Origin of the sequence: Brevundimonas sp. DC300-4 (genome assembly GCF_049897365.1) — a bacterium.
Classification (GTDB): Bacteria; Pseudomonadota; Alphaproteobacteria; order Caulobacterales; family Caulobacteraceae; genus Brevundimonas.
On sequence record NZ_JAFCWC010000005.1, the window covers coordinates 141,844 to 157,180 of the forward strand.

The following is a 15,337-nucleotide window of genomic DNA, read 5'->3' on the forward strand; positions in this document are numbered from 1 at the left end:
TTCGACTCGGTCCCGAGGAGTCGTCCCATGCCCGCACGCCCCACCTGGCAAGGCCATCTGAAGCTGTCGCTCGTCACCTGTCCAGTGGCGCTCTATGCGGCGACGACCAGGACGAACGACGTCTCGTTCCACCTGATCAATCCGAAGACCAACAATCGCATCCGCATGGTCGCGACGGACCCCGATACGGGGCCGGTCGAGCGGTCGGATCTGGTCAAGGGCTATGAGGTGTCGAAGGACGAATACGTCCTGTTCGACACCGCCGATTTCGACAAGGTGAAGCTGGACTCGACGCGGACCATCGACATCGACCAGTTCGTCGACGCCGACGATATCGACCGGCTGTACTGGGCCGACCCCCTCTATGTCGTGCCCGACAAGGGGGTGGGGGCCGAGGCCTTTGCCGTCATCCGCGAGGCGATGGCCAAGCAGAACAAGATCGCCATCGGCTCGCTGGTGCTCAGGAACCGCGAGCGGCGCATCGCCTTGGAGGTCCGGGGCAAGGGGCTGGTGGCCTGGACGCTGCGGGCGCACGACGAGGTGCGCGACGCCGAGGACTATTTCGACGACATCCCGACGATGAAGGCGGATGCCGACATGGTCGATATCGCCGCGCGGATCATCAGCCAGAAGGATGCTGACTTTGATCCCACGCTGTTCAAGGACCGCTACGACGAGGCGCTGAAGGCGATGATCAAGGCCAAACAGGCGGGTCAGGGCGTGGTCGAGGCGCCGGAACCGGACGACACCAATGTCGTGGACCTGATGGCGGCGCTGCGGAACAGTCTGAAGGGGTCGGCGGGGGGAGTCGCGGCGAAGAATCCGCCGGCGAAGAAGAAGGCTCCGGGGAAGAAGAAGGCGGCTTGAGTTTCCCTTCTCCCCTTGCGGGAGAAGGTGGCAGCCGAAGGCTGACGGATGAGGGGTCTCGCCGGCGGGTGGAGTTAGGGGGCAGACGGTAAATTGGCGAGGTCAGCGTGACCCCTCATCCGACCTCCGCTCCGCTTCGGCCACCTTCTCCCGCAGGGGGAGAAGGAAGCATCATCAATCCTCGGCCTCGATGCCGTCGATGTCGTCGTCGTCGAGGCCCATGTGGTGGCCGATCTCGTGGATGAGGACGTGGGCGATGATCTCGGCGAGGCCGACGTCGCCGCGCTCGCACCATTCGTCGAGGATCGGGCGGCGGTAGAGGAAGACGCGCGACGGCTCGGGCGCAGGGCCGAAGCCTTCGCGCTCGCCGATATGGACGCCGTGATAGAGGCCAGTCAGGTCGAACGGGTCCTCGAGATCGACCGCAGCCAGGGTCTCCTCGTCGGCGAAATCGTCGACGCGGATGACCACATCCCCGGCGGCGGACCTGAACGGCTCCGGCAGGGCGTCGAAGGCCTGGCGCGCCAGCCGGGCGAAGTCGTCGAGCGAAGGGGCCGCTTGGTCGTTCCAGGTCATGGCGGGGGAGTTAGGCGCTCGTCCGGGGCAGCGCCACCGTGGCGCAAGGGACTCACCGTCGCGCACGCCCCGACTACTTGTTAACCATCCATTCGCGCCCGGCGCGGCTTCGGCTATGGTCGCGATTCGATCCAGCGGGTGAACGGGTATGGCGGAGGCCGATATCGCCTTTGCGGCGGCGGCGGGAGCGGCGGGGCTGGCCCTGTCGATCAGCGTCTGGGCGTGGCGTCTGCGCCGGGCCGTGGCCGCGCGCGAATCCATGATTGAGCGGGAACGGGTCGCGACGGCGGTGAGCCGGGCGCAGCACGACGGCGCCCTGACCGCCTTCGACGACGTGCGCATCGGGCTTACGCCGGGCGAGCCGCCGCTGTTGCTGGGGCGGGACGAGTCCATCGAGGCGGTGCGGCTGGCCTTTGCGAAGGACGTCCAGGGGTCGCCGGGCGCGGCCCTGGCCGAGGCCCTGCATGCGGGCCTGCCCGAGGCGATCGACGCCCTTCTGGCCGACGGGACCCCGTTCGAGGCGCACGACGGCGACGCCTGGAAGATCGAGGGCAGCGCCGTCAACGGCACCGCCTGGCTGAGGCTGTCGCCGGTGGTGCGGAGCGTCTCGCAGGTGGACATCCAGGGTGGGCCGGGCGAGGGCGCCGGCGAGCACGGGTTCGGGGCCGGGCTGATCGCCGACGCCTCGCCCTCGCCGACCTGGGTCGTGGATCACGACGGCCGTCTGGTCTGGGCCAACAAGGCGTGGCTGGCCGAGGTGAAGTGCGGAACGGTCGAGGCGGCGCGCGAGGCCCGGGCCAGTTTCGACCGCGGCGCCGACCAGCTGGCGGCCGAGGCCGCGCGGGTCGGGACGCATCAGGAAGGTTTCCGCTGGACCGCCGGAGACGGACGTCGCCGGGCCTGGAAGATCCTGGCCGAGCCCCTGTTCTCGGGCGGCGCGGCCGGGCCGGGCGGGCCGGTGCTGGTCTTCGCCATCGACATGACCGAGGCCGAGGAGACGCGCGATACCCTGCGTCGTCACGTTACGGCCCACGACGAGACCCTCAACCATCTGGCCGATGCGGTGGCCATCTTCGGGCCGTCCAAGAAACTGGCCTTCCACAACATCGCCTTCCAGGTGCTGTTCAACCTCGATCCGGCCTGGCTGAACGAACGGCCGACGCACGCCGAGTTGCTGGACCGGCTGCGTCAGCGCCGGATGCTGCCCGAGGTCATCGATTATGCGGGCTGGAAGGCGCGCGAGCTGGAGTTCTACGAGGCCACCGAAGCAGCGGCCGACGACAGCTGGTCCCTGCCCGACGGGCGGACCCTGAGGCTGGTGCGCCAGCCCCATCCCCTGGGCGGCATATTGCTGCTGTTCTCGGACATCACGGGCGAACTGAGCCTGCGCAGCCGGTTCAACGCCCAGCTTCAGGTGCAGACGGCGACGCTCGACAAGCTCAACGACGCGGTCGCCGTGTTCGGCTCGGACGGGCGGCTGCGGCTGCACAACGAGGCGTTCGAGACCTTCTGGAGCCTGTCGGCCGAACAGCTGGAGGAGGCGGGGGAGTTCGATGCCATCGCCGAGCTGTGCAAGACGGCCCTGCCCGACGCGGCCCTTTGGCTGGGGCTGAAGGCGCGGGTGGCCGATCCCGATCCCGAGAGCCGCATCGCCGTCTCGGGCGAGGGGCGCACGACCGACGGGCGGACGGCGGCCTGGCAGACCCGGCCCCTGCCCGACGGCGCGACCCTGGTGGCCTTCTCCGACGTGACGGCGCGGCGCGAGCTGGAACAGGCCCTGGCCCAGCGCGAGGCGGCCCTGAAGGAAAGCCAGGCGCTGAAGCGCGAGTTCGTGGGCTCGGTCAGCTATGAGCTGCGGACGCCGCTGACCACGATCGTCGGCTATTCCGAACTGCTGGAGACGATGGGCGATCTGCCCGACCGTAGCCGCCAGTACGCGGGGGCCATCCGCGTCGCCGCCGGCCAACTGACCCACTCCATCGACGATGTGCTCGACATGGCCCAGATCGACGCGGGCGAAATGGAGCTGTCGCTCGGCGACGTGCGCATCCGTGACCTGTTCGCCGCCGCCGTCGAGAAGCATCGGCCGAGGATCGAGGGACGCGGCGCGACACTGAAGGCCGTCGCCGCCGCCAACCTGCCGGCCATCCGGGCCGATGCGCGGCGGCTGGCCCAGGCCGTCGATCATCTGCTGGACAATGCCGGGCGCTCGGTGTCGGAGGGCGGGTCGGTGTCCCTGCGGGCCGAGGCCAACTCAAGCGAGCTGCGCATCCGGGTCGAGGACACCGGCCGGGGCATCCCCTATCATCTGCAGGCGCATGTCTTCGACCGGTTCGTGAAGCGCGAGCGCGGCGGGCCGGGCGTGGGGCTGGCCTTGGTCAAGGCCCTGGTTGAACTGCACGGCGGCTGGGCCGAGGTGGAAAGCGAACCCGGCAAGGGCGCGGCCTTCATCCTGCACCTGCCGCTGGAGGCCGACAGCGGGGCTGCGGCGCCGGAACTGGCGCTGGGGTAGACCGCCCTAGCTGCGGGCGCCGTGGTCGATCAGCCAGGCAGCGACATCGGCGTGTCGATAGCGGCGCGCCTGGCTGATCGGCGATCGGACTTCCGTGCCACCCGAAGCGAGAGTGACCGGCACCGCCAGGTTGACGTCGGCGCCGGCCGCGACGAGCCGCTGGACGACCGACAGATGACCCTCGCGGGCGGCGTTGATCAGGGGCGTCTCGTCGTCCGGGACAATCGCGTTCACGTCGGCGCCGAGGCCGATCAGATAGTCCGCCATCTCGATATGGCCGCTGGCCGCAGCGGCGATCAGGGGGTTGCCATCGCCCTTCATTGGACGGTCGATCTCGGCGCCATGTTCGATCAAAAAGCGGGCCATGGTCAGGTCGCCGTTGCGGGCGGCCATGATCAGTGGCGTGCCGTCGTGCTCGCGGCCCGCATCGACGTCGGCACCGTGGGCGATGAAGACCTCGGCTGCGCGGACATCCCCGGTGCGCGCGGCGTCCAACACCCATGCTCCGGAGGCCGGCAAGGTCGCGGGCTCTGGTCGGGACGTCTGGGCGGAAGCGTGGATCGCCACGCCGCACAGGAGGGTGGCGACGATCCCAGCGGTGGTCAGGGGGCGGACGGAAAGCGTCTTCGGCGACATGGGAAGCTCCGTAGCGACACCTGACTATGACAGAGGTCGCAGGGATGGCTATTTAAGGATTGGTCATCTTCGCCCCCGCTGGCGCGGTGATAGGCGGCGGAATAAAGGACCGGGCATGACGAAGCTCCTCAAGACCGCCCTGATCTATGATTTCGACGGGACCCTGGCGCGGGGGAATATGCAGGAGGTCACTTTCATTCCCTCGGTGGGGATGGGGATCGGCGACTTCTGGGGCGAGGCGGACCGGCTGACCAAGTCGGCCGATGGCGACAACATCCTGATGTACATGCAGCTGATGCTGCAGCGGGCGCGGCACAGCGACCAGCCGATCACCAAAAAGCTGCTTGCCGAGCACGGCCAGGACGTGAAGCTGTTCGACGGGCTGAAGTCGGACCTGACCGGCAAGGGCTGGTTCGAGCGGATTGACGCCATCGGCGCGAAATACGGGCTGGAGATCGAACACTACATCATCTCGGCGGGTCTGGAGGAGATGATCGACGGCTGTCCGATCCGCGACGCCTTCCACCACGTCTTCGCGTCGAAATTCGCCTATGACGACCACGGGGTGGCGATCTGGCCGGCGGTGGGGGTCAATTACACGACCAAGACCCAGTATCTGTTCCGCATCAACAAGGGCGTCCTGAACCACTGGGACCACGAGCGGATCAACCGGTTCACTGCCGACGAGGACCGGGCCATTCCGTTCGAGCGGATGATCTTCCTCGGCGACGGCGACACCGACGTGCCGACCATGAAGATGATGCACACCAAGGGCGGCTTCTCGATCGCCGTCTATGATCCCCGGAACTCGGAGAAGGATCAGAAGAAGATCTATTCGTTGATCTCTGAGGACCGGGTCAATTTCGTCGCCGCCGCCGACTATCGCGAGGGCCAGCCGCTGGACCTGATCGTGAAGGGGTTGATCGGGCGGATCGCGATCAACGCCGGGACGATGCCGAGGATCGACTAGAGAGCCGCCTCCGGCGCGCGACGCAGCGACAGGCGCACGGTCAGGCCGGGCTGCGCATCCCCCAGAGCGATGCTCATGCCGTGAAGGTCGGCGATGGCGGCGACCAGGGCCAGACCCAGGCCATTGCCCTGCGACGTCCGGCTGGCGTCGCCCCGATAGAAGCGACGGAAGACCTTGTCGCGCGCCGCCTCGGGCACGCCCGGTCCGCGATCAGAGACCACGACGTCGACGCGATCGCCCAGGGACGTCAGGGCGACCTCGATCGGCGTGCCCTCCGGCGTGTGGCTCAGGGCGTTCTCGATCAGGTTGGAGATCAGCTGGGTCAGCAGCTCCGGGTCGCCGGAGACCGACCGATCCGGTTCAATGCGCGCGGTCAGGCGGCGGCCCTGATCCTCGGCGGAAGGGGTGAAGGCCTCCGCGACATTGGCCACGATGCGACTGAGGTCGACACGCTGGAACCCGGCCTTGCGGGCGCCGGCCTCGATCTGGGCGATGCGCAGCAGGGCGGCGAAGGTGGCGAGGATCTCGTCGGTGTCCTCGACCGCGGCGTCCAGCGCGGACTGATAGAGGGCGATGGCCTGAGGTCCGTTGCGCACGGTCTCCAGCCGCTGGCGCAGGCGGGTCAGGGTCGTGCGCAGGTCGTGCGCGATGTCGTTGGAGACCTGCCGCAGGCCCTCCATCAGGCTCTCGATCCGGTCCAGCATGGCGTTCACATCCATGGCGAGGCGGTCGAACTCGTCGTCGTTGGGCGACACCGATACCCGCTCGGACAGTTCGCCGCCCACGATCCGTCGCGTCGTGCGCGTGACCATGCCGATCCGGCTGCGGAACAGAATACTGGTGGCCGCCCCGCCCAGGATCGCCAGGATCGCGGTCAGGCCGCCCGCCCAGGCGAACGACCACCGCATCTCGCGCTGCAGGGTGAGCAGGTCCGCTGTGTCGCTGGCCACGACCAGGACACCGCCCTGCACATTGGCCCGGACCGCCATCATCGGCAGGGGGGCGCCGTTCGACTGGATCAGGGTGATGTCAGAGAGGCCGAGCGGCGTGTCGGCGAGGCGTTCGTCACCGGCCATGACCCGGCCGTCGGGCCCGATCAGAAGGAAACTGTCGGGTCGGTCCTGATCGTCCGCGTCCTGGGCCGACAGGTGTTCGAGAATTTCCCCCAGCCCGTCTTCGTCAGCCTCGCGCAGCAGGTTGACCGACTGGGTGTGGACGATCTGGCGATGGCGCGCCTCGTCATACCGGGTGACCAGGACATAGACGGCGCTGAGCAGACCAGCGGCGGACACCGCGAAGATGACGGCATAGACGGCCGCCAGCCGGAACGCCGCGGAGCTGAGCAGGCGTGACCTAGCCACGCAGGCTGTATCCCGCGCCGCGGACAGTGTGCAGCATCGGAGCTCCGAACTCGCGGTCGATCTTGCCGCGAAGGCGGCTGACATGGGTCTCGACGATGTTCGTTCGGGGGTCGAAATGGAATTCCCACACCTGTTCCAGAAGCATGGTGCGGGTCACGACCTCTCCGGCATGGCGCATCAGCACCTCCAGGAGGCGGAACTCGCGCGGCTGAAGTTCGATGGGGCGTCCCTCGCGCGTGACGGCCCGTCGCAGCAGGTCCATTTCCAGCGTTCCGACCTTCAGCGTCGTCTCGTGCTGCCGGGCCGAGATGGCCGGGCGGCGGGCGAGGGCGGCGAGGCGCGCCGACAGTTCGGAGAAGGCGAACGGTTTGACCAGATAGTCGTCAGCCCCGGCGTTCAAGCCCTCCACCCGATCGTCGATGCCGCCCAAGGCGGTCAGCAAGAGGATGGGGACCCCGGACCCGGAGGCGCGCAGGGCGCGGACGACCGCCAGGCCATCCATGCCCGGCAGCATCCGGTCGACCACCAGGACGTCATGTCCCGGCTCGAGCGCGAGAAAGAGCGCGTCACGTCCGTTGCCGGCGTGATCCACCACATGACCCTGCTGACGCAGGCCATCGCAGACGTAGTCGGCGATGCGGGGGTCGTCCTCGACGACGAGAACCTTCATGTCTGAATCCCGTCGAAACGGCGTGACGCGCCCATCATGCTCAGTCGCGGTCTATGGCGATCTGCAGCACCCGTCCATCGGTCGCGCTGACGATGACGTCCTTCAGGTCGACCTCGGTGGCGACCGAGACCTCGTAGTAGGCGCCGGTGTGGTCGATTTCGAGGGTCGCCTCGATCGCCTTGCCGACCGCTGCGGTCTCGGCGGCGGTAACGGCCTGGGACAGGGAGATCGGCGCGGCGCGGGCTGCAGCGACCTCTTCCGCCTCGTCTCCATACTGGACGGCGGCGAAGGCTGCGCCGCCGACGGCGGTCAGGACCAGGGCGCCGAAGGCGACGGGGAGGAATTTGCGAACGGTCGTTTTCATGTGAGGGCTTCCTGTGGTTGGAGCCCTGTTTCTAGTGATCGACGGTTTGGAGCCGCATGTCTCCGACTATACGGATCGCCAATGTTGAGCGCCGCCGGGCGAGTGTCAGCGCCCGCCGGCGCGGATCCACGCTTCGCGGGCGGGGAGCAGGCGGGAGGGAACGAGGCCGCGCAGGGCGGACTGGCCCTTGAGCGTGAGCCCGGCCTCCGCGCCCTTGCGCCAGGCGACGTCCGCCTCGGTGGCGAGGCCCGCCGCAACGTCCACAATGGTGACGCGGGCGGGCAGGGAAAGCTGACGGTCGGTTCGGACCTTGAGGCCGCCCGCCGAGGTGTCGACAATCACGCAGGCCATCTCGATCCCGGGCGCGACCAGGACGGCGCGCGCGTTCGTGGGCGAGCGGGGCTGGAGGCGACGGTCGATGGGTTGGGTCAAGGCCACGGTACTCAACGCGCGGCGGGCGCTTCAGGTGCCGCCATGGTCCCGGATGTGAAGCACGGCGCGGTCTTCGTCCAGTTCGATGACGCTGTCCGCCGTGACGCCGCCGGCCAGCATATGGCGGGTGATGCGCTCGAAGGCCTGGATGAAGCGGGCCAGTTCGGTGCGGCGGGCCTCTGGCACGGCGGCAGGACGGATGCCGAGCAATCCCGCCTCCTGTTCGACCCGCCAGTCGAGGATGCGGTCGAAGGTCGGGGCCTTGAGGAACAGCAGGGCGTCGAAGGTGGCGAACAGGCGGGCGTAACGGGTCGCCAGTGAATGGTTGATCGCGCGGCGCCAGACGGCGTCCGGGTCGTCGATCCGCTCGAGGTCATTGATCGGGACGGCCAGTTCGGGCTCGTCCTGAGGCGTCGCGCCGAGGCACCAGCCTTCCAGCAGGACAGCGCGGGCCCGGCCGGTGAAGACGGGCCAGTCCGCCTCGGCCCGGCGGTCGTCCGCGAGCTTGTCGAAGGCGGGAATCGCCGTGCTGTCCCCTGGCCCGGCGGCGCGCAGGCGGGCCAGGGTCTGATCCAGCAGGTCGAGGTCATGGGTGCCGGGCGGACCCCGGACAGCGAACAGGGGGTGGACGCGGGCGGCGAGGTCGGCGCGCTCGGCGCGGGTCAGATAGACGTCGTCGAGGGACAGGGCGGCGCAGGACAGGCGCGTCGCCGCCTCGGCCGCCAGGGTGCTCTTGCCGCTCCCCTGGGCGCCCGCGATGGCGATCAGGGGGAGGTGGCCCGGCCGCGCGTGGCGGCGGATCAGATCGTCCACGGCCTGGATCAGCCGGGGTTCGACGATGCCAGACTCTGGGGTCAGTGCTGGTTGGCCGGCAGGCGCACGATCAGGCCGTCGAGGGCGTCGGAGACGCGGATCTGGCACGACAGGCGCGAGTTGGGCTCCACCGCCTCGGCGAAGTCGAGCATCGACTCTTCCATGGCCGAGGGCTTGCCGGTCGCCTCGCGCCAGGCCTCGTCGACATAGACGTGGCAGGTGGCGCAGGCGCAGGCCCCGCCGCAGTCGGCGTCAATGCCGGGCACACTGTTGCGGACCGCCCCCTCCATGACGGAGAGGCCCGACTTGACCTCCACGGCATGTTCGCGGCCGTCGTGCTCGATGTATCTAATTCTGGCCAAGGATCAGGCCGCCTGCTTCTTGCGTCCCGGGGCGATCATCAGCTTCTTGGTCTCGGCGATGGCCTTGGCCGGGTTCAGGCCCTTGGGGCAGACCTGGGCGCAGTTCATGATCGTGTGGCAGCGGTAGAGCTTGAACGGGTCCTCGAGGTCGTCGAGCCGCTCCTGGGTCTTGTCGTCGCGGCTGTCGGAGATCCAGCGATAGGACTGAAGCAGGGCCGCGGGACCCAGGTACTCGGTCTGGTTCCACCAGTAGCTGGGGCAGGAGGTCGAGCAGCAGGCGCACAGGATGCATTCGTAGAGGCCGTCGAGCTTCGCGCGGTCCTCGGGCGACTGCAGACGCTCGGTGGTGGGATCCGGATCGTCGGACTGGAGGTAGGGCTTGATCGAGTCGTACTGGGCGTAGAACAGGGTCAGGTCCGTCACCAGATCCTTGATCACGGCCTGGTGCGGCAGGGGGCCGATGGCGATGGTCGAGGACGAGCATTCGTCCCAGCCCTTGGTGCAGGCCAGGGTGTTGCGGCCGTCGATGTTCATCGAGCAGGAGCCGCAGATGCCCTCGCGGCACGAGCGCCGGAACGACAGGGTCGGGTCGATCTCGTTCTTGATGTGGATCAGGGCGTCCAGCAGCATCGGGCCGTGGTCGTCGGCCGAGACCTCGAAGACGTCCCACGAGGGGTTGGCGTCGACGTTGGGGTCATAGCGATAGACCTTGTAGGTCTTGACGTTCCTGGCGCCGTTGGGAGCCTTGTGGACCTTGCCCTTGGTCGGGGCGGAGCCGCGCGGGAGGGTGAGTTGAACCATCTCAGTAAACCCTCGCCTTGGGCTTGATGTACTCGATGTCGGACGACATCGTGTAGGTGTGGACCGGTCGGTAGTCGATCGCGACGTCCTCGCCGGGCCTCTTCCAGGCCAGGGTGTGCTTCATCCATTCGTCGTCGTGACGGTCGGGGAAGTCCTCGCGAGCGTGGGCGCCCCGGCTTTCCTTGCGGTTGGCCGCGCTCTCGATCGTGACCAGGGCCTGGTCGATCAGGTTGTCGTATTCCAGCGCCTCGACCAGATCCGTATTCCAGATCATGCCGCGATCGGTGGTCTTGATGTCAGCCGAGCGGGCGGCGATGTCGCGCAGCCTGGCGACGCCTCCGTCCAGGGTCTCGCCGGTGCGGAACACGGCCGCGTCGGACTGCATGGCGTGCTGCATCTCGTTGCGCAGTTTCGCCGTCGACTGGGAGCCGTTGGCGAAGCGGAAGCGGTCGAGGCGGGCCAGATGTCCGGCGGTGGCCGAGGCCGGGGCAGCGGGGACCGGGGCGGCCTTGTCGACCACCTCACCAGCCCGAAGGCCGGCGGCGCGTCCGAAGACGACCAGGTCGGTCAGGCTGTTGGAGCCCAGACGGTTGGCGCCGTGGACCGAGACGCAGGCCGCCTCGCCCACGGCCATCAGGCCCGGGACCACGGTGTCGGCGTTGTCGCCGACCTTGGTCAGGACCTCGCCGTGATAGTTGGTGGGGATGCCGCCCATATTGTAGTGGACGGTCGGGATGACCGGGATCGGCTCCTTGGTGACATCGACGCCGGCGAAGATCTTGGCGCTCTCGGAGATGCCCGGCAGGCGCTCGTGCAGCACCGCCGGGTCGAGGTGATCCAGGTGCAGGTTGATGTGGTCCTTGTTCGGACCGACGCCGCGACCCTCGCGGATCTCCATCGTCATGGAGCGGCTGACGACGTCGCGTGAGGCCAGATCCTTGGCCGACGGGGCGTAGCGTTCCATGAACCGCTCGCCCTCGGAGTTGGTCAGGTAACCGCCCTCGCCCCGGGCGCCCTCGGTGATCAGACAGCCGGCGCCGTAGATGCCGGTCGGGTGGAACTGGACGAACTCCATGTCCTGCAGCGGCAGGCCGGCGCGCAGGACCATCGCATTCCCATCACCCGTGCAGGTGTGGGCCGAGGTGGCCGAGAAATAGGCGCGGCCGTAGCCGCCGGTGGCCAGGATGACGAGCTTGGCGCGGAACTGGTGGATGGTGCCGTCGTCGAGCTTCCAGGCCGTGACGCCCGTGCATTTGCCGTCCTGCATGATCAGGTCGAGGGCGAAATACTCGATGAAGAACTCGACCTCGCGGCGCACCGACTGGCCGTAGAGGGTGTGGAGGATGGCGTGTCCGGTGCGGTCGGCGGCGGCGCAGGTCCGCTGGACCGGGCCCTCGCCGTAGTTCTTCGTCATGCCGCCGAAGGCGCGCTGATAGATCTTGCCTTCGTCGGTGCGCGAGAAGGGCACGCCCCAGTGTTCCAGTTCGTAGACGGCCTTGGGGGCCTCGCGGACCAGATATTCGATGGCGTCCTGGTCACCCAGCCAGTCCGACCCCTTGACGGTGTCGTACATGTGCCACTTCCAGGAATCCTCGCCCATGTTGCCGAGCGCGGCGGAGATGCCGCCCTGGGCCGCCACGGTGTGGGAGCGGGTCGGGAAGACCTTGGTGACGCAGGCGACCTTGAGTCCCTGCTGCGCCGCCCCGAGGGCCGCGCGTAGGCCCGAGCCCCCGGCGCCGACGACGACGACGTCGTATTCGTGATCGACGATTTGATAGTCAGCCATTTTTTTTCGATCAGATCCCGAAACCGGCCGGCAGCGGCGCCGAACCCAGCGCCAGCCGCACGATGAAGAAGACGCTGGCGGCAGCCAGCGCGAGGAAGATCAGGTTCAGCAGGCCCAGCAGCAGGGCCTTGTTCCCCGGACGGTGGATGTAGTCCTCGACGATCACCTTCCAGGCCAGGCTGGCGAAACCGAAGAAGACCAGGGCCGTGACGATCAGCAGCCCTGCGTTCAGCCGGCTGGCGAACCACTGGAGGACGACGTCGTATCCGGCGCCGGCCAGGGTGAAGGCGGTCGACAGCAGCCAGACGCCGAGCGGCATCATCAGGGCCAGCAGGATCTTTTCCAGGGTCCATTCCCCGGCGCCGTGGCGCTCGGAGACCCGGACGCCGTTCTTGTACTGGGCCTGGGCGCTCACAGCGAAACCCTTCCGGTGGCGAACAGGGCGACCCAGAACAGGATGGCCAGGGGGACGGGGCCGTAGACGGCGATCGAGGACAGCCGGTCGGCGGACGTGATCGTCAGGCCGGCGCCGGTGTCGTTGATCAGGTGGCGACCGCCGTTCAGCAGGAGCGAGGCCAGCGCCACCGTCAGGCCGAAGCCGACGAACAGGCCCAGGGGCGAGCCCGCCAGATCGAGAGCGGCGGCATAGGCCTCCGGTCCGAAGGCGGCGGCAGCGATCCAGGCGACGACGAAGATCGCGCCGACGCTGGCCGCGCCGATGGTGACGCGGAATAGGATCGAGGCCGTCATGGTGATGTGCCAGCGCCAGGTCTGCAGATGCGGAGACAGGGGACGTGGGCGGCCGTTGGGCTGGGGGACGAAGCGACCGGTCTGGTCGTCGGCCGCGTCGCCGGTAGGGTTCGACATGCGAATGGTTCTCAAAAAACTGAGACGGAACAGGCGTCAAGCGTGAGTGGCACTGGCTTTACGGACGGTGGCAGGCCGGTGTCAACGCGAGGGTGCAGTGCAAAACGGGCTTGCCGGCACCCTCATCCCGCACTGCGGGGGGCCGATCACGATTTCGCGTGTCGCACGTCGGCGCTGGCCATCGCCTCCGCGAGACGACAAGCTGCCCCCCATGGTCGTTTTCGCACTGATTTCGCTCGCCGTTTCCTCCGCTGCAGTGACGGGGCAGTCGGCGCCCGTGGCCTATACGGCCCAGGTCTATCAGGCGCCGGTGGTGCGACCTTTCGAGCCACCGTCGAATTTCGGCCGTGTCACGGAGGAAGGCGACGGCGGGGGCGATACCCGCCTTCGCGTCATTACGGCCCCGGTCTCGGTCGAGGCCTACCGCCGCAGCTACGAGCATGCGCCCTCGCGGGCGGACAATGCCTACGATGCTGGAGTCAACAACGCCGAGCGCAGCATGGACGCGCGCATGGGGCCGCTGGACGGGCGCTGGCTGCTGAAGGACGGCGAGGGGCGGACGCTGATGACCGTGTCCCTGATGGACCAGGGCGAGACCAGGCCGCTGGAGGGCGGCTATCGCACCGCCGACGCCACGGCCGAGGTCGGACCCCTGACGACGGCGGAACGGTCGGCGGGCGTTCTGGTGCTGGAGATGGGCGGCGGACGACTGTCGCTGCAGTCTGCGGGCGAAGGCTGGAGCGGCGTGTTGGCGCGCGGCGACCGCGAATGGCCCGTTACGCTCGTTCGCTGATTCAGCCCAACCCCGTGCATCCCCGCGAAGGCGGGGACCCAGTGCTGTGGGCAACAGGGGGCGCCAGGTGCGCGTTGACCGTGATCCCGCGCACCGAGGTGCAGCCAAAACCGGGGTCCCCGCCTTCGCGGGGATGCACGGAAATCTTATGCGAGATCGATCAGACCGAGAGCGCGGGCTCTCGCGGCCGGATCGTAGGGTTCAGCCGGACCCCGACCCCAGACAGGATCCGGCCACAGGCCGTCGTCGCGGCGGCGGCCGACGACATGCAGGTGCAGCTGGGCGGTGACGTTGCCGAGGGCGGCGACGTTCAGCTTGGCGATGGGCTTTCCCGCCGCCCCGGCCAGGGCGCGGACGATCGCGCCGGCCCGGATCGTCTCCTCCATCAGGACTGCGCGATCGGAGACCGGGAGATGCTCCAGCTCGGTCGCGCCCGCGACCCGGGGGATCAGGATCAGCCATGGGAAACGGGCGTCGTCCTGCAGCCGGACATGACACAGGGGCCAGTCGGCGGCGAAGACGGACCCGGCCGCGAAGGCCGGGTCGACGACGAACGCCGCCACTAGTTGAGGCCGTAGACCACGCAGGCCTGGTCGGTCAGGACCTGGAGCGGGGGCTGAAGCGCCAGTCGCGCCGCCTCTATCTGGGCTTCGCTGGGCGCGCCGCCGGCCATGGGGGCGGGTGGCGGCGGGGGCGGCGCCATGGCCATTTCGGCGCGGTTTCGGCTGCCGGTAACGACGATTTCGTCCACCGTCGTGGCCTGTGACGCGCCCGAGCCATAGGACGGCCAGCCGGCGAGGACGTCGGTCTGGCAGGCGCGGCCGGTCGGATCGATGACCCGCACCGAGCCGAGGGTCGCGCCGGCGCTCTCGGCGGCCGCGCGCGCCCGGTTGGCGGCGTCGCGCACGGCCTCGCGGGCGAGGTTGGACTTGGCGACATTGTCGGGCTCCAGGCTGAAATAGACCTGGCTGATGGAGTTGGGCTGGGAGGCGACCACGGTCGCGTAGATCCGCTCCAGCAGGGCCGTGTCGCGGACCGACAGGCTGACGGTGGCCTGGGCCTGATAGCGTTCGATGCGGTCGGCGCGGGTGTTGTCGCGCAGGATCCCGTTCTCGTCGCGATACTGATCGTAGAGGGGCTGAGTCGTCAGGCTGGTCTCGACGCGGACTTTTTCAACGCCATAGGCGGCCAAGGTCTGTGACAGGGCGCGGACCTGGTCGGCGGCCTTCCTCGACGCCTCGGCGACGCTTCGGTCCACGACCTCGAAGGTGGCGTTGAAGCCGGCGCGGTTGGCCTGGAGCTCGACCCGGACGTAGCCGATCGAGGCAATGACCGGATCGCGCATCCACCAGGGGGCGGGGACATACTGCTGGCCGATGGTGGCGGGGGGCGTCTGGGCCATTGCGGGCGCGGCGACGGCGGATAACAGAAGGGCGGCGGCGAACTGTGCGCGCATCGGTGTCGGCTCCTCGTCTGTGAGGCGGCGACCGTCGCAGGACGCCCGTCGCCGGTAAACCCCCGCTTCCC

18 protein-coding genes are annotated in these 15,337 nt (G+C 68.6%); 4 read left to right on the plus strand and 14 right to left on the minus strand.

Annotated features, from left to right (window positions below):
- Positions 1 to 27: 27 nt before the first annotated feature.
- Positions 28 to 867 (plus strand): Ku protein, encoded by an 840-nt coding sequence (locus ACP7AZ_RS10485; RefSeq protein WP_426038602.1) that lies wholly within the window; start codon positions 28 to 30, stop codon positions 865 to 867.
- Between the two features lie 174 nt (positions 868 to 1,041).
- On the opposite strand, the gene ACP7AZ_RS10490 is transcribed toward ACP7AZ_RS10485, so the two are convergent.
- The gene (locus tag ACP7AZ_RS10490; protein ID WP_426038603.1) at positions 1,042 to 1,443 is read right to left on the minus strand and encodes a metallopeptidase family protein; all 402 of its coding nucleotides are present in this window, start codon (positions 1,441 to 1,443) and stop codon (positions 1,042 to 1,044) included.
- Positions 1,444 to 1,591: 148 nt separating this feature from the next.
- Between ACP7AZ_RS10490 and ACP7AZ_RS10495 the strand changes: the two genes are divergently transcribed.
- A complete protein-coding gene (locus ACP7AZ_RS10495) occupies positions 1,592 to 3,955 on the plus strand; it encodes an ATP-binding protein (RefSeq protein ID WP_426038604.1) in 2,364 nt (787 codons plus the stop codon).
- A gap of 6 nt (positions 3,956 to 3,961) precedes the next feature.
- Here the strand turns inward: ACP7AZ_RS10495 and ACP7AZ_RS10500 are convergent, their stop codons facing one another.
- On the minus strand, positions 3,962 to 4,591 hold the full coding sequence (locus tag ACP7AZ_RS10500; protein WP_426038605.1) for an ankyrin repeat domain-containing protein: 630 nt from the start codon (positions 4,589 to 4,591) through the stop codon (positions 3,962 to 3,964).
- A gap of 115 nt (positions 4,592 to 4,706) precedes the next feature.
- On the opposite strand from ACP7AZ_RS10500, the gene ACP7AZ_RS10505 reads away from it, so the two are divergent.
- Entirely contained in the window at positions 4,707 to 5,561 is an 855-nt protein-coding gene (locus tag ACP7AZ_RS10505; protein ID WP_426038606.1) for an HAD family hydrolase, read from the plus strand.
- Here the strand turns inward: ACP7AZ_RS10505 and ACP7AZ_RS10510 are convergent.
- The 10 genes from ACP7AZ_RS10510 to sdhC form a co-directional block, all read right to left on the minus strand.
- Positions 5,558 to 6,922 carry an ATP-binding protein gene (locus ACP7AZ_RS10510; RefSeq protein ID WP_426038607.1) on the minus strand — a complete coding sequence of 455 codons (1,365 nt, stop codon included), beginning with the start codon at positions 6,920 to 6,922 and terminating at the stop codon, positions 5,558 to 5,560. The two genes, ACP7AZ_RS10505 and ACP7AZ_RS10510, sit on opposite strands and share 4 nt — an antisense overlap.
- Positions 6,915 to 7,592: a response regulator transcription factor gene (locus tag ACP7AZ_RS10515; protein WP_303694718.1), complete on the minus strand. Its 678-nt coding sequence runs from the start codon at positions 7,590 to 7,592 to the stop codon at positions 6,915 to 6,917. Before ACP7AZ_RS10515 ends, ACP7AZ_RS10510 begins: the two co-directional genes overlap by 8 nt.
- A 40-nt stretch (positions 7,593 to 7,632) precedes the next feature.
- Complete coding sequence (locus ACP7AZ_RS10520; protein WP_303694717.1) at positions 7,633 to 7,956, minus strand: PepSY domain-containing protein; 324 nt, start codon at positions 7,954 to 7,956, stop codon at positions 7,633 to 7,635.
- A 105-nt stretch (positions 7,957 to 8,061) separates the two neighbouring features.
- Complete coding sequence (locus tag ACP7AZ_RS10525; RefSeq protein WP_426038608.1) at positions 8,062 to 8,394, minus strand: PilZ domain-containing protein; 333 nt, start codon at positions 8,392 to 8,394, stop codon at positions 8,062 to 8,064.
- A gap of 24 nt (positions 8,395 to 8,418) precedes the next feature.
- Positions 8,419 to 9,201, minus strand: a complete 783-nt coding sequence (locus ACP7AZ_RS10530; RefSeq protein ID WP_426038609.1) for a kinase — start codon at positions 9,199 to 9,201, stop codon at positions 8,419 to 8,421.
- Positions 9,202 to 9,242: 41 nt separating this feature from the next.
- Complete coding sequence (locus ACP7AZ_RS10535; RefSeq protein WP_426038610.1) at positions 9,243 to 9,563, minus strand: 2Fe-2S iron-sulfur cluster-binding protein; 321 nt, start codon at positions 9,561 to 9,563, stop codon at positions 9,243 to 9,245.
- Positions 9,564 to 9,566: 3 nt separating this feature from the next.
- Entirely contained in the window at positions 9,567 to 10,364 is a 798-nt protein-coding gene (locus ACP7AZ_RS10540; RefSeq protein ID WP_426038611.1) for a succinate dehydrogenase iron-sulfur subunit, read from the minus strand.
- A gap of 1 nt (position 10,365) precedes the next feature.
- A complete protein-coding gene (gene sdhA, locus ACP7AZ_RS10545) occupies positions 10,366 to 12,150 on the minus strand; it encodes a succinate dehydrogenase flavoprotein subunit (protein ID WP_426038612.1) in 1,785 nt (594 codons plus the stop codon).
- 10 nt (positions 12,151 to 12,160) lie between these two features.
- The gene (gene sdhD, locus ACP7AZ_RS10550; protein ID WP_426038613.1) at positions 12,161 to 12,565 is read right to left on the minus strand and encodes a succinate dehydrogenase, hydrophobic membrane anchor protein; all 405 of its coding nucleotides are present in this window, start codon (positions 12,563 to 12,565) and stop codon (positions 12,161 to 12,163) included.
- Positions 12,562 to 13,017: a succinate dehydrogenase, cytochrome b556 subunit gene (sdhC, locus tag ACP7AZ_RS10555; protein ID WP_426038614.1), complete on the minus strand. Its 456-nt coding sequence runs from the start codon at positions 13,015 to 13,017 to the stop codon at positions 12,562 to 12,564. Before sdhC ends, sdhD begins: the two co-directional genes overlap by 4 nt.
- Before the next feature lie 211 nt (positions 13,018 to 13,228).
- On the opposite strand from sdhC, the gene ACP7AZ_RS10560 reads away from it, so the two are divergent.
- Complete coding sequence (locus ACP7AZ_RS10560) at positions 13,229 to 13,810, plus strand: hypothetical protein (RefSeq protein WP_426038615.1); 582 nt, start codon at positions 13,229 to 13,231, stop codon at positions 13,808 to 13,810.
- 146 nt (positions 13,811 to 13,956) lie between these two features.
- Here the strand turns inward: ACP7AZ_RS10560 and ACP7AZ_RS10565 are convergent, their stop codons facing one another.
- On the minus strand, positions 13,957 to 14,373 hold the full coding sequence (locus ACP7AZ_RS10565) for an HIT domain-containing protein (protein ID WP_426038616.1): 417 nt from the start codon (positions 14,371 to 14,373) through the stop codon (positions 13,957 to 13,959).
- A complete protein-coding gene (locus tag ACP7AZ_RS10570) occupies positions 14,373 to 15,266 on the minus strand; it encodes an SIMPL domain-containing protein (RefSeq protein WP_426038617.1) in 894 nt (297 codons plus the stop codon). The genes ACP7AZ_RS10565 and ACP7AZ_RS10570 overlap by 1 nt, the downstream gene beginning before the upstream one ends.
- Between the last annotated feature and the right edge of the window lie 71 nt (positions 15,267 to 15,337).

What these genes read in the sequence shown, in the direction of transcription:
- ACP7AZ_RS10485 (WP_426038602.1), top strand. Translation starts at nt 28, where the DNA reads ATGCCCGCACGCCCCACCTGGCAAGGCCATCTGAAGCTGTCGCTCGTC.
- ACP7AZ_RS10490 (WP_426038603.1), bottom strand. Translation starts at nt 1,443, where the DNA reads ATGACCTGGAACGACCAAGCGGCCCCTTCGCTCGACGACTTCGCCCGG.
- ACP7AZ_RS10495 (WP_426038604.1), top strand. Translation starts at nt 1,592, where the DNA reads ATGGCGGAGGCCGATATCGCCTTTGCGGCGGCGGCGGGAGCGGCGGGG.
- ACP7AZ_RS10500 (WP_426038605.1), bottom strand. Translation starts at nt 4,591, where the DNA reads ATGTCGCCGAAGACGCTTTCCGTCCGCCCCCTGACCACCGCTGGGATC.
- ACP7AZ_RS10505 (WP_426038606.1), top strand. Translation starts at nt 4,707, where the DNA reads ATGACGAAGCTCCTCAAGACCGCCCTGATCTATGATTTCGACGGGACC.
- ACP7AZ_RS10515 (WP_303694718.1), bottom strand. Translation starts at nt 7,592, where the DNA reads ATGAAGGTTCTCGTCGTCGAGGACGACCCCCGCATCGCCGACTACGTC.
- ACP7AZ_RS10520 (WP_303694717.1), bottom strand. Translation starts at nt 7,956, where the DNA reads ATGAAAACGACCGTTCGCAAATTCCTCCCCGTCGCCTTCGGCGCCCTG.
- ACP7AZ_RS10540 (WP_426038611.1), bottom strand. Translation starts at nt 10,364, where the DNA reads ATGGTTCAACTCACCCTCCCGCGCGGCTCCGCCCCGACCAAGGGCAAG.
- sdhA (WP_426038612.1), bottom strand. Translation starts at nt 12,150, where the DNA reads ATGGCTGACTATCAAATCGTCGATCACGAATACGACGTCGTCGTCGTC.
- sdhC (WP_426038614.1), bottom strand. Translation starts at nt 13,017, where the DNA reads ATGTCGAACCCTACCGGCGACGCGGCCGACGACCAGACCGGTCGCTTC.
- ACP7AZ_RS10560 (WP_426038615.1), top strand. Translation starts at nt 13,229, where the DNA reads ATGGTCGTTTTCGCACTGATTTCGCTCGCCGTTTCCTCCGCTGCAGTG.
- ACP7AZ_RS10570 (WP_426038617.1), bottom strand. Translation starts at nt 15,266, where the DNA reads ATGCGCGCACAGTTCGCCGCCGCCCTTCTGTTATCCGCCGTCGCCGCG.